This window comes from Flavobacterium sp. AC274, from assembly GCF_979258275.1.
Genome location: NZ_OZ409852.1, coordinates 4,970,789 through 4,983,929, shown reverse-complemented (window position 1 = coordinate 4,983,929; position 13,141 = coordinate 4,970,789). Strand labels below are relative to the sequence as shown.

7 protein-coding genes and 2 pseudogenes are annotated in these 13,141 nt (G+C 34.0%); 1 reads left to right on the top strand and 8 read right to left on the bottom strand.

Translation table 11 applies throughout. The features are described from left to right. Positions 1–49 precede the first annotated feature (49 nt). From ACZZZT_RS22475 to ACZZZT_RS22440, 8 genes and pseudogenes are all read right to left on the bottom strand, one after another. On the bottom strand, positions 50–1,138 hold the full coding sequence (locus tag ACZZZT_RS22475) for a porin (RefSeq protein WP_463462015.1): 1,089 nt from the start codon (positions 1,136–1,138) through the stop codon (positions 50–52). 279 nt (positions 1,139–1,417) lie between these two features. Further along, positions 1,418–1,972, bottom strand: a complete 555-nt coding sequence (locus ACZZZT_RS22470; RefSeq protein ID WP_463462014.1) for a K(+)-transporting ATPase subunit C — start codon at positions 1,970–1,972, stop codon at positions 1,418–1,420. Positions 1,973–2,064: 92 nt separating this feature from the next. Then, positions 2,065–4,098 carry a potassium-transporting ATPase subunit KdpB gene (kdpB, locus tag ACZZZT_RS22465; RefSeq protein WP_463462013.1) on the bottom strand — a complete coding sequence of 678 codons (2,034 nt, stop codon included), beginning with the start codon at positions 4,096–4,098 and terminating at the stop codon, positions 2,065–2,067. Between the two features lie 209 nt (positions 4,099–4,307). Next, a pseudogene (kdpA, locus tag ACZZZT_RS22460) lies at positions 4,308–6,028 on the bottom strand (potassium-transporting ATPase subunit KdpA). 129 nt (positions 6,029–6,157) lie between these two features. Then, positions 6,158–6,235 (bottom strand): K(+)-transporting ATPase subunit F, encoded by a 78-nt coding sequence (gene kdpF / locus ACZZZT_RS22455; RefSeq protein WP_073075461.1) that lies wholly within the window; start codon positions 6,233–6,235, stop codon positions 6,158–6,160. Between the two features lie 167 nt (positions 6,236–6,402). Continuing rightward, entirely contained in the window at positions 6,403–6,684 is a 282-nt protein-coding gene (locus ACZZZT_RS22450) for a DUF7674 family protein (protein WP_463462012.1), read from the bottom strand. Between the two features lie 392 nt (positions 6,685–7,076). Then, positions 7,077–8,419 (bottom strand): annotated as a pseudogene (locus tag ACZZZT_RS22445) (sigma-54-dependent transcriptional regulator). 51 nt (positions 8,420–8,470) lie between these two features. Continuing rightward, positions 8,471–10,810 carry a histidine kinase dimerization/phosphoacceptor domain -containing protein gene (locus ACZZZT_RS22440; RefSeq protein WP_463462011.1) on the bottom strand — a complete coding sequence of 780 codons (2,340 nt, stop codon included), beginning with the start codon at positions 10,808–10,810 and terminating at the stop codon, positions 8,471–8,473. A gap of 307 nt (positions 10,811–11,117) precedes the next feature. Here ACZZZT_RS22440 and ACZZZT_RS22435 point away from each other — a divergent pair, with 307 nt between their 5' ends. Continuing rightward, the gene (locus ACZZZT_RS22435) at positions 11,118–13,091 is read left to right on the top strand and encodes a sigma 54-interacting transcriptional regulator (protein WP_463462010.1); all 1,974 of its coding nucleotides are present in this window, start codon (positions 11,118–11,120) and stop codon (positions 13,089–13,091) included. The last annotated feature ends 50 nt before the right edge of the window (positions 13,092–13,141 follow it).

Below are 13,141 nucleotides of genomic sequence, written 5' to 3'. Positions count from 1 at the left end.
CAAAGCTTAACTTTCTTAATATCTTAATGGTAAAAAATAATTTTAATGTTTAGAAACTAATCGCCAACGAAGTCGTTACAAACGTATTTGTATCCGTTGGAACGTTATTTTTTGTGAAGATTTCATCTTTGCTTGAAAGATTTCTGGCTTCGATTCTAAACATTACATTATCAGTAACTAAGTAATCAAAGTTAGCTGAAAATCCGTAAGTTTTAAAACCGTTTGGTGCTTCCGTCCCGATAGCTATCGGGATAATAACACCTTTTTCATCACTATAATATTCACCTCGCGCTGCTAACTGAATTTTATCCGTTGGTTTATATTGCAAAATCAAAACGGGTGAAAACCAAGTATCATATTTGTCACTATTCTTAGCCGATTGTTGCGAACCAACATCAACACCAGCCGTAATATTTGTTTTATCTGTTACCTTAAATTGCCCGTAAAAATTGTTGAAATAACGCCATTTTTTGTCAATATCAGGTTGTTCATTTCCAACATACGTACTCCAATTCAAAACCACTTTATCTGTTGGTTTATAAGTAATTTGCGTTCCAAAAGCAGGCGTTTGATTCCCGTCAATTTTCTGAATTCGCTGCCAGCCATTCAAATACATTCCGGCCAAATACCACGCGCCAGATTCTGATGTGTAGCCAATTTTCATTCCTGCTTCATAATACGGAGAGTTTTCAGCCAAAATACTTCGGGTTAAAGTCTGGCAATCTTTTCCAATGGCACTTTCAAAACCAATGTGAGAAGGCATAATTCCCGCATCAATCCATAAATTATGACTTTGCGAAATCTTCACTCCAACATTAGCTTCATAAATATTTTTCAATAAATCCTGCTCTGCAGACATATTATATTGGGCATAAGTTCCTGCCATTAAAGCAAAGTTCCCGCGAATATTATCTTTCGAGTAATTCACTTTTGCCAAACCTAAATTCAGGTTCACTTCATTGCTTCGGTTATAACTGTAAAAAAATTCCGGACGCGTATGATCTTCCGGTTTCGCGAAATCATAACTGTAATAAACGTCAACATATCCTGAAAACGTAAACGGACTTTTTGAGTCTTCTTGTGCTTGTAAATTGCTAAAACCGAATGCGATTAAAGCTGTAAGTATTATTTTTTTCATTTTTATTGGGGTAAAAGAGTGTTTGTTTTTCCTGTAAGGTTTTTAAAACCGTGTAGGTATTTATTAGTAGGTTTTTAAGGAGCTATTTCCCGCTATCCGTTTCAATCTTTTGTGCGGAACCCCCGCACAAAAGGATTTCCACTACTATCGGGGCTAGGGCTTTTGGGGTAAAAAGATGTTTTATTCTCCTGCAAGGTTTTTAAAACCTTGTAGGTATTTATTTTATAACGCTTTGTCAAATCCGACAGGTTTTTAAAACCTGTCGGGTTTAAAAACGTATTACTTCAATCCGTCCAAAGCAACATTCAATTCCAAAACATTAACCGTTGGAGTTCCCATAACTTTTGGAGTATTAATATTCGCTTCAACCAAAGCTTTTACTTTTTCTTCAGATAATTTTCGTTCTTTAGCAACACGTTTCACCTGAATCAAAGCGCCTTCCGGAGAAATATTCGGATCCAATCCGCTTCCCGAAGCCGTAACCATATCTGACGGAATCTCTGATTTTTTCAAATAAGGATGAACGATTAAAAACGTATCGATTCTTTTTTGCACCAAAGCCAGATAATCGGCATTGCTTGGTCCTTTGTTGCTTCCCGCACTTCCGGCAGCATTATAATCCACAGCCGAAGGTCTTCCCCAGAAATAATTCGACTTATCGAATTTCTGACCAATTTTTTGGTAACCAACCACTTTTCCGTTAACCGAAATAGTTTCTCCTTTTCCGTGATTCGGAGCAAATTGTGCAATTCCGTAAATTGCAAGAGGATAAATAACTGCAAATAGAATTACAGTAATCAAGGTGAATTTTAATAGTGAGAATATATTTTTCATTTTTTTTATTTTTGAGGTTCTAAGGAACTAAGGTTCTGAGGGACTAAGAAAAAACTTAGCACCTTAGTTCCTCAGAACCTTAGCAACTTTTTTTACATAAACAGAGCTACTAGTAAATCAATTAATTTAATTCCGATAAAAGGGACAATCAATCCGCCTAAACCATAAATCAACAGGTTTCTTTTAAGGATTGCACTTGCACCAATTGGTTTGTAGTCAACACCTCTCAACGCAAGCGGAATCAAGATCGGAATGATAATCGCATTGAAAATTACCGCTGATAAAATCGCACTTTCCGGACTATGCAAATGCATAATATTTAAACCTTGCAAAGTTGGAATAGCGGTGATAAATAGTGCCGGAACAATAGCAAAATATTTCGCAACATCATTTGCAATAGAGAAAGTAGTAAGCGTTCCGCGAGTCATTAAAAGCTGTTTTCCAATTTCAATAATTTCAATCAATTTTGTTGGATCATTGTCAAGATCGACCATGTTTCCGGCTTCTTTTGCAGCCTGGGTTCCGCTGTTCATGGCAACACCCACATTGGCTTGCGCAAGGGCAGGAGCATCGTTGGTTCCGTCACCCATCATGGCAACAAGTTTACCAAGGTTTTGCTCGTTTTTGATGTAGTTCATTTTATCCTCAGGTTTTGCTTCGGCAATAAAATCATCAACACCGGCAGCTTCTGCAATAAACTTAGCCGTAAGCGGGTTATCTCCCGTAACCATAACTGTTTTTACACCCATTTTTCTCAATCGGTCAAAACGTTCTTTCATTCCGGTTTTAATAATATCCTGCAATTCGATAACACCCTGAACCTGATTGTTTTTAATGACAACCAACGGCGTTCCTCCGTTTGTAGAAATATCAATTACTTTTTGAGAGGTATCTTCGGGAAATGCATTTCCGGCTTGTTTTGCAATATTTTTTGCGGCATCCTGAGCCCCTTTTCTAATGTTGGTTCCGTCTTTTAAAATAACTCCGGAAGTTCTGGTTTCTGCGGTAAATTTTATTAAAGTAGCACCTTCAATTGATAATTTATTGGCAGTTTCGGCTCCTGCCAGTTCCACGATACTTTTCCCTTCCGGAGTGTCATCTGCTAGTGAGCTTAACACGGCAGATTTTATAAAATCTTCTTCAGTAACTCCATTTGCAGGATAAAAATTGGTTGCTTTTCTGTTTCCAATAGTGATTGTTCCGGTTTTATCCAAAAGTAATACATCAATATCTCCGGCAGTTTCAACCGCTTTTCCTGATTTTGTAATTACGTTGGCACGCAACGCTCTGTCCATTCCCGCAATACCAATTGCAGAAAGTAAACCACCAATTGTAGTTGGAATCAAACAAACGAATAAGGCAATAAAAGCAGCGATTGTAATTGGCGCATTAGCATAATCTGCAAATGGTTTTAACGTAACACAAACAATCACGAAGATTAAGGTAAATGCTGCCAATAAAATAGTCAGGGCAATTTCGTTTGGTGTTTTCTGGCGGCTTGCACCTTCAACCAAAGCAATCATTTTATCCAGAAAGCTTTCGCCTGGTTCTGATGTTACTATTACTTTAATTTTATCAGACAACACTTTTGTTCCTCCGGTAACGGAAGATTTATCGCCACCAGCTTCCCGAATAACAGGAGCACTTTCTCCGGTAATGGCACTTTCGTCAATGGTTGCCAAACCTTCGATAATTTCACCGTCAGTTGCGATTAAATCACCAGCTTCACAAACGAAAATATCTCCTTTTTTCAATTCAGATGAACTGATGTTTTTGATTTCCCCGTTAGGTAAAATTTGTCTTGCCGGAGTTTCTTCACGTGTTTTTCTTAAACTATCCGCTTGTGCTTTTCCTCTGGCTTCGGCAATTGCTTCGGCAAAATTGGCAAACAAAAGGGTTGCTAATAAAATTAAAAACACAATTAAATTGTAAGTGAAACTGCCTTGATCTGTCGCTCCCATTAAAATAGAAATACATACAGCAAACATAATAGCAGTTCCTATTTCTACGGTAAACATTACCGGATTTTTGATCATCAATTTTGGATTAAGCTTCACAAAAGACTGCGCTAAGGCTTCTTTTACCTGTTTGCTTTCAAACAATGATGCGGATTTATTAGTTGTCATTTTCTTGTAAAAAGTTAAATGTTATTTGTTAAATGTTATGCACTAAAAACACATAGATTATAGAACATAGCCAGCGGTTTCAACCGCTGGGACGCAACGTATGTCAGAATCTTTGTTCCCGCAATTCGTTTCCCGTGGTTGAAACCACGGGCTATGTTTGAAATATTTTGCGTTTATGTTTTATGTGTTTAAAAATATTTGCTGCATTCTTATTTTAGTGTAAAATATTCTGCCAATGGACCTAAAGCCAAAGCCGGGAAGAATGATAAAGCAGCTATAATCGCGATTACGGCAAAAACCATAACTCCAAAAATGGTAGTATCAGTTTTTAATGTTCCCGCACTTTCAGGAATGTATTTTTTATTAGCCAATAATCCTGCAATTGCCAATGGACCTATTATCGGAATGAAACGGCTTAATAGTAAAACGATTCCCGTAGTGATATTCCAAAACGGATTATTATCTCCCAAACCTTCAAAACCAGAACCATTGTTAGCAGCACTCGAAGTATATTCATATAACATTTCTGAAAATCCGTGATTTCCCGGATTGTTTAACCAGCCTGTAGCGTTTCCGCTAAACCAATAACCCATTGCGGTGTCATGTGCAGCAAAATAAGAAGCTAGAGCTGTTCCCGCTAAAATCAATAAAGGATGAAGAATCGCGATAAAAGCAGCAATTTTAACTTCACGGGCTTCGATTTTCTTTCCTAAAAATTCAGGAGTTCGACCAACCATTAAACCGGAAATAAATACAGCCAAAATGATAAAAATGTAGAAGTTTAAATAGCCAACGCCACAGCCTCCGTAAAAGGCATTAACCATCATGGCTAACAACTGCATAGCTCCTGAAAGCGGCATCGAACTATCGTGCATACTATTTACAGAGCCCGTAGAAATTACCGTTGTGGCAATACTCCAGAAGCCTGAAATAGCCGGACCAAAACGAACTTCTTTTCCTTCCATTGCTCCGGTTGTTTGGGCGATTCCCATTTTTTCGATAGCCGGATTTCCATTAAGTTCAGTCATAACTGTTGGAATTACCAATAGTAAGAAACCAACCGTCATTACACCAAAAATGATATAGGATAATTTTCTTTTGTTAAGAAAAATCCAAGCGCAAAAATCATTGCAAATGGAATAATTAATTGTGCCCAAAGTTCAATTGCATTCGTTAAATAAGTTGGGTTTTCTAAAGGATGTGCTGAATTGGCTCCAAAAAAACCTCCTCCATTTGTACCTATATGTTTAATAGCAATAAACGCTGCTGCAGGTCCTCGGGAAACTTCAACATTGTCCCCTTGTAAAGTGGTAATTGCATCTTTTCCTTCAAAAGTCATAGGAGTTCCGCTAAATAATAGAACAACTGCTACAATCGCAGAAAGCGGTAATAAAATGCGAGTACAGCTTTTGATGAAATAATTGTAAAAATTACCCAATTTGTCGGTTGTTTTTTCTCGCATTGCAGTGAAAACCATTGCTGCAGCGGCCATTCCTACACCTGCAGAAACAAATTGCAGAAACATTAAAACCATTTGTGACAAATATGAAAGTCCGGTTTCGCCTGAATAATGCTGTAAATTACAGTTTACAACGAACGAAATAGCAGTGTTAAATGCTAAATCCGGCGTCATAGATGGATTATTATCAGGATTTAAAAATAACGATCCCTGAAAAAGTAAAACAAAAAAGCAAAGAAAGAACCAAACCATATTTACACTTAAAAGTGCTTTTAAATGTTGTTTCCAGTTCATTTCTTCTGTGGAATTAATTCCACTAATTTTAAAAATAAATTTTTCAATTGGATTGAAAATCGGGTCAAGAAAAGTTTTATCTCCCAAATAAACTTTAGCAATATATTTTCCCACGGGAATCGCTAAAACTATCGAAATGATAAAAATACTAATGACGCCAAATAATTCTGTGTTCATATTTTGTTTGTTAGAAATTAAATAAATTTTAGACTTTTATAAAAACATAATAAGTGTTACAAAGGCTAATGTCCAGGCCGCAAATACATATAGTAGCAGCTTTTTTGGGGATTGTGACTTTTTCATTTTTTAGAATTTTTCTGGTTTGATTAGTACATAAACCAAATAACCAAAAACGGCGATGGAAACAATAAATAGTGCTGTCATGATTTAGATTTTTTCGAAGAATTCAACAGATTTGAAACAAATGGCAAACAGTAAAACTGCCAATGCGAGTAAAAGAAAAGTGATCATAAGATTATTTTAGAGTTCAGATTTTAGATTTTAGATTGTCATTCGATTAAACGATTTAACAATTAACCGATTAAACTTTTTTATACGCCCGAAGTATTAACCTGCTTGATATATTCCGCTTTAAGCGTTTGAGGAAAAAGATGAGAAATATTGCAGTGACGCATTTCCATAAAAGAGGAGACGGAGAAAATGTAGACATTTGAAATCGCATTTTTGGTTTCAAAACTTCCTGTAATAAATAACCGTTCAGCAAGTGCCAGGCATTTTTTGGCTCTCACAATGTTTCCGGAAATAATAGATTTTTTAGTAATCTCGGCAAAGCGTTCGGCTTGTTTGTAGATTGGGGTGACTTGATTTTTCATTTTGAATGAATTTTTTTGTTCTTCCTCCTTATGCCAAAATATGTTCCGAAAAAGTAAAGTTGTAGATAAAGTGTTGTAAATAAAAGGAATGTGGTTTTGTGCCAAAAAACAGGCATAAAAAAAGCCTATCAAAATGATAAGCTTTTATTGAAATGATAGGGATTTAATTTTAAAATTTGAGTTCCAGAGGAACGCCATATTTATAGAAATACATAGATTTGTTGTTAGAACCCCATCGGGGTGACATATTTAGCAACCCAGATATATCATCGCTCCGCTGGAGCTTTGTGTAAAACAGATTAAATTGTCTATAAATATTTTGCTCCGCTGGAGCTTTTAAATGGAATTTGGAATTTATCCGGATAACTATCGAGATTGGAATTTTATTTTTTTTATTGAATACTATATTCTTCCAGTTTTCTATATAAAGTTGCAATGCCAATTTCTAGTAATCTTGCCGTTTCTGCTTTATTACCTTTTGTATAATTTAAAACTTTCTGAATGTGCAATTTTTCAACGCTTTGCATCGAAAAAGCCGACATTGATTTTGTAGGTTTTTCAGGTTGATGCTGCATTTCATAAGGTAAAACATCTGAAGTTAGAGTGTCTCCATTATTCAGAATAACAGATCTTTCAATCACATTTTTAAGTTCCCGAATATTTCCCGGCCAGGAATAATTTTCTAATTTTTGAAGAAAATCATCTGAAATGTTTAATGTTTTTTTATTCGTTTTTTCAGAAAATTGTTTGACGAAATAATTCGTTATCGCAGCAATATCTTTAATTCTTTCGCGTAATGGCGGCAGTTTTATTTCGAAAATATTCAAACGAAAATACAAGTCAGAACGAAAACGGTGTTCATCACTTTCTGTTTTTAAATCCCGGTTTGTTGCGGCAATTAATCTGAAATTAGATTTTTTTGGAGTTGTATCACCAATCGGTATGTATTCGCTGGTTTCCAGAACACGTAATAATTTGGCCTGCAATTCAATTGGCATTTCTCCAATTTCGTCGAGAAATAAAGTTCCACCATTGGCTTCTTCAATAAAACCCTTTTTATCTTTTAAAGCTCCTGTAAAAGCTCCTTGTTTGTGTCCAAAAAGTTCGCTTTCAAGAATTTCTTTGCTAAAAGTACTACAGTTTAAGGCCACAAAAGATTTTCCGACACGATTACTATTTTCATGAATTGCTTGTGCAAAAACTTCTTTTCCCGTTCCGGTTTCGCCTGTTAGTAAAACAGTCGAATCGGTTTTGGCGACTTTTTTTGCCAAATCAATAACCTGTTCAATTCCTTTTGATTTTCCTATAATAGTATTAAACGAATATTTATCACCTATGCGTTTTTCAAGCTGTTTTACTTTTTTTGTAATTGTACTTTTTCTACAGCTTTATAAAGAAGCGGAATAATTTTGTCATTGTCATCACCTTTTACGATATAATCAAAAGCGCCATTTTTCATGGCCTGAACACCATCAGGAATATTTCCAAAAGCGGTAAGTAAAATAACTTCGACCAAAGGAAAACTTCCTTTTATGTTTTGCAGAAAATCAACGCCGTTTCCATCCGGTAATTTCACATCACACAAAACGACATCAATATCTGTTTGTTCGAGCTTTTTAAAACCTGATTTTAAATCCTTGGCTTCAAAAACTTCAAATCCTTCCGATTTTATAATGCGTGCCAATAGACTTCTAAGTTTTTCTTCGTCGTCTATAATTAAAATTTTGTGTATCATTTGATGAAAAGGCTAAAATCGAAATTCATTTTAACGCTACAAATTTAGGTTTTAAATTACTTTTCTTTTTTGATTCATTGGAAATTCTTGTGAAAATTCAATTTTCAAAATAGTTCCGTTATTGTTTTCCATCGAAAATTTGGCTTCTAAATCGTCACTTAAACCTTTTATCAAACTCATTCCAAACGAGTTTAGTTTTTTGGCACTAAAATCAGTATCAATTCCAATTCCGTTATCCGAAATTGTTAGTAAATAATGATTCTCAGTTGTTGCTTCAAGCGTCACATAAATCATCCCGTTTCGTTCATCAGGAAACGCATATTTAATAGAATTGGTAATGGCTTCATTCAAAATAAGTCCAAGCGGAACGGCTTGTGCTACATCTAATTCCAGCTGATCTATTTTTAATTCAAATCTGATTCTTTGCCCAAGCGAAAAAGATTCTTTAAGATATTCGACAAGTTCTCTAATATAATTTGACATATTAATCCTCGAAATATTCTCAGAATTATATAATTTTTGATGAATTAATGACATCGAATGAATTCTGTGCTGACTATTTTTTATTGCAGACAAAGCCATATCATTATCCAAATATGCCGATTGTGAATTTAAAAGACTGATAACCGTTTGAAGATTGTTTTTTACACGATGATGAATTTCTTTCAAAAGCCATTCTTTTTCATCCAATAAATGTCTAAGATTTATATTTTTCTGATTGATTTCTTTTTCCTTAAGTTCTAGTTTGGTATGATTTCGTTGTTTTAATCGGTATCTGTTGTACAATAATCCAATTGTAATAAGTAATAAAATCAAGCTCCAGATCGAGACACTATTTAAAAGTTTAGATTTTTGCAGTTCGCTTTTTTGCAGTTTATCCTGATCGTTTAAAAAATTGATTTTTTGCTCTTTATTAGCCGTTTCATATTGAATTTTAAGTTCATCTATCTGTTTGTTTTTATCAACTCCATGAACAGAATCATTTATTTTTTTATAATTTTTAAAATGTGCTAAAGCATCTTTGTAGTTACCATCAATAGAATCTGTTTTATACAATAAAAGCTGAAGAGCTTCTGAATTGTAGTTTTGATTATAAGTCTTGGAAAGAGCAAAAACTTTGTCCTTATAATGCCTGGCGCTGTCGGGTTTATTGATTCTGATATAAAACAAAGCCATTATTGTATATTGATGAATAACTTCTCTAAAAGTTTCCGGCGCATTTAGCTGTTTTGCATAATAGTCGGTTTCTTTAAAAAATTTTTCGGCTTTAGCAAAATCTTTCAGCACTTCATAACAATTAGCTTTTATGTAAGCAACAGACATTTTATCAAAAGTACTTTTAGGAGGAAATTCTGCGGTCATAGAATTGATGTAATCAACAGCTTCTTTAGTTTTTCCTTTTAATGATAAAGCAGCTACAGCACTAAAAAAACTTTTATACCAAGTACCGGTATTAATTGTCTGCCGACCGATTTCGATACTTTTTTTGTATAAGTCCAACGCTTCCTGATGATGACCGTAATGATTATAAACATCGCCCAGACGCATATAAAAGACGTCCCCAAAAGTATAATCCTTTTCAGCTTCCATTCTTTTTACACTTTTTAAGGCATAATATAAAGCAGTTTGTATATTGTGCTGAAACAATTCAATATAAACAATTGTGGTTTCTGCAAATTGTTGATGAGCAAAGTTAATTTTTCGCAGATCGGCCAAATTTTGGTAGAGTCTCTTTTTAGCTTCGTTGATTTTTCCACCCCAAAAATAAATGGTTGTAATTTTCATGTAATTTTCGATCCTTTTTTCTTCTAATCCTAAAGAAGCATAAAGCGAAACAGTTTCTTGCAGAATTTTTTCTTTTTCAGGATCTAAATTGGATAAAAGAGTTCCATAAGCATCCAGAGCATCAGCAAGACCTGGTTTATCATTTTGTTTTCGGCATTCAGTAATAACCTGAAGAAAACATTTTTTCCCTTCAGCCTGATTATTAGCCTGAAGATAATATTTACCTAATAAGAGTAAACTTTGATGTTGCCATTTTTTTATTTTAAGTTTATTACTCAAATCAAATGCTTCTTTTGTATACAAGAATGCATTTTGTAAATCGTCGGGTTTTGTACCAGGTTTAAAAAGATAAAAATTTCCTAGTTGAAGTAATAATTTAATTCGGTCTTCATTTTTTGATTTTAGAAGTAATTTTTTAACTGCATTAACTTTTCTCTTTTCAATTAAATCATTTCCAATCAGGTAAGAGCCATCATTAAATCCTTCATCATAAGCTAACGAAACAGGTAATTTATAAGCTTTACAAGCCAAAACAACAGCGCTGTCTGCATCTATTGCACCTTGATTTGAATTATACAAATACATTGAGCTGGCCTGAATGAGCAATCTTTTTTCTTTAAATCATATTTAGCGACTGAAGGTGAATTTTGTGCCAAAGATGGAAGAATAATGAAGAATAAAAAACTGAGAGAATAGAATTGCTTCATAATTTGGTGAGAATTAGTTTTTTTGGAAGTTTTCGGAAACAAATATAAAATAAAAGACATGTGGTCTTGTGAAAAAATATGAAGAAAATTCACATTAAAGTTGTTTTTGATGATTTATATTTGGTAAAAATGTTATTTTACTTGCAATAATTAACTAATTTTATACCAATAAATTACAGGTTTATAACACTAAAAATGCCACAATTATGAAAACGGTTTCTGAGTTTCCCAATAATTCATCTCAACCTACTTTAAAAAAGCGAATTTTAATTGTTGAAGATCAATTTATTGAGGCTCATGATTTGCAGTTAATTCTCGAAAAAGCAAATTACGAAGTAATCGGAATTTCGCGTTCTGTTGATCAGGCTTTGGAACAAATTCAAACGGAAAAACCGGATTTGGTTTTTGTGGATATTATGTTGAAAGGAAGCAGAAACGGAATTGAACTGGCTCAAATTTTAAAGGAAAACCATATTGGTTTCATTTATATATCTGCCAATTCAAGCAAAAGTATTTTAGATCAGGCCAAAATTACCCAGCCTTATGGTTTTATCGTAAAACCATTTCGTGAGCAGGACGTTTTAACAACACTGGAAATTGCTTTTTACCGTCAGGAATATAGTTTAGAATCGCAATTAATGCAGCAGTTTCAACTGCAGAATAATATTGCAGAAATTATAAAATTAAATCTTAAATGGGAAGATGCTTTGTTGGCATTTGCAAAAGTGGTGCAGACTTTTATCTCTTTTGATTATTTAGAAGTTGGTTTTTTAAATACAACGCATTATGCAAATCTTGGTGTCATGCGCAAAAATATAGATGATTACCAGATTATTAATCCCGAAAAGTTTTCAAAAATTGCCGATATTTCTATAAAAGAATTAGACGAGACTTATAAAAAATCAAAAATAGATTTAAATCCTGTTGTTTATAGCGAAGAATCTTTAATCAATAATTTTCAGGTTGCGCCTATAAAAGGTCTAATATCACATAATTTCGGAATTAAATCTTATTTAGTTTTTCCTCTTTCAATTGTAGCAATTCAAAAATTTCATTTTACTTTTTACAGTCGAAATTTTAATGTTTATTCTCCCGAAAATATAGCAGTTTTGAGTAATCTTGAAAATACATTTGTTCAGTTTATTACTAAAATGTATCCCAAAACAAATTCAGACTCAGACCAAAAAGAAGCAATTATTAAAGAAATAAAACCAATTAATAAATCAGTTGGTTTTGAAGGGATTATTGGAAATAGTTCTCAAATGATTACCGTTTTTGATTACATTCGAAAAGTAGCACCATCTGATACTTCAGTTTTAGTTTTAGGAGAAAGCGGAACGGGAAAAGAGAAGATCGCGCAAAGTATCCATACATTGTCTCCAAGAAAAAATAAGCCTTTGGTGATTATAAATTGTGGTGCGATTCCAGAAAATCTGGCAGAATCGTTGCTTTTTGGTCATGAAAAAGGCGCTTTTACCGGAGCGATGGATAAACGAATTGGTAAATTTGAACTGGCCGATGGCGGAACAATTTTTCTGGATGAAATAGGAGAGATGCCAATGGAACTTCAGGTAAAATTATTGCGCGTTTTGCAGGAAAGAGAAATTGAAAGAATTGGAGGAGCATCGCCTATAAAAATAGATGTTCGAATAATTGCTGCAACCAATAAAAATTTGGAAGAAGAAGTAGCTGCCGGAAGATTTAGAATGGATTTGTATTATCGCCTGCACGTTTTTCCGATTATAGTTCCGTCGCTTAAAAAACGAAAAGAAGATATTCCGGAATTAGCGAATCATTTTATAAAAGTATACAGTGAAAAAATGGGACGAAAATCTCCGGTACTTTCAGATTTTGCATTACAGCAAATTACAAATTACAATTGGCCGGGAAACATTCGTGAATTAGAACATGTAATACAAAGAGCTATTTTACTAACAGACGGAAATACAATTAAAGACATTGAGCTTTCGACATCTTCAAAAATGCACGCAGACCAGGCAAGCGAATCATTTTCGATCAAAACCATTTTAGAAAATGAGCGAGATTATATTTTATATATTCTGAAAAAATGTAATGGAAAAATATCCGGAATTGGCGGAGCTGCTGAAATCCTGGATATTCATCCATCGACATTAAATTCAAAAATCAAGAAATTAGAAATTAAAAGAGAAATGAATTAGAATAAAAACAGACACAGATTTGCAAATTTTTACTAATTAGTTGGTGAAAT

What these genes read in the sequence shown, in the direction of transcription:
- kdpB (WP_463462013.1), bottom strand. Translation starts at nt 4,098, where the DNA reads ATGACAACTAATAAATCCGCATCATTGTTTGAAAGCAAACAGGTAAAA.
- ACZZZT_RS22435 (WP_463462010.1), top strand. Translation starts at nt 11,118, where the DNA reads ATGAAAACGGTTTCTGAGTTTCCCAATAATTCATCTCAACCTACTTTA.
- kdpF (WP_073075461.1), bottom strand. Translation starts at nt 6,235, where the DNA reads ATGACAGCACTATTTATTGTTTCCATCGCCGTTTTTGGTTATTTGGTT.
- ACZZZT_RS22450 (WP_463462012.1), bottom strand. Translation starts at nt 6,684, where the DNA reads ATGAAAAATCAAGTCACCCCAATCTACAAACAAGCCGAACGCTTTGCC.
- ACZZZT_RS22475 (WP_463462015.1), bottom strand. Translation starts at nt 1,138, where the DNA reads ATGAAAAAAATAATACTTACAGCTTTAATCGCATTCGGTTTTAGCAAT.
- ACZZZT_RS22470 (WP_463462014.1), bottom strand. Translation starts at nt 1,972, where the DNA reads ATGAAAAATATATTCTCACTATTAAAATTCACCTTGATTACTGTAATT.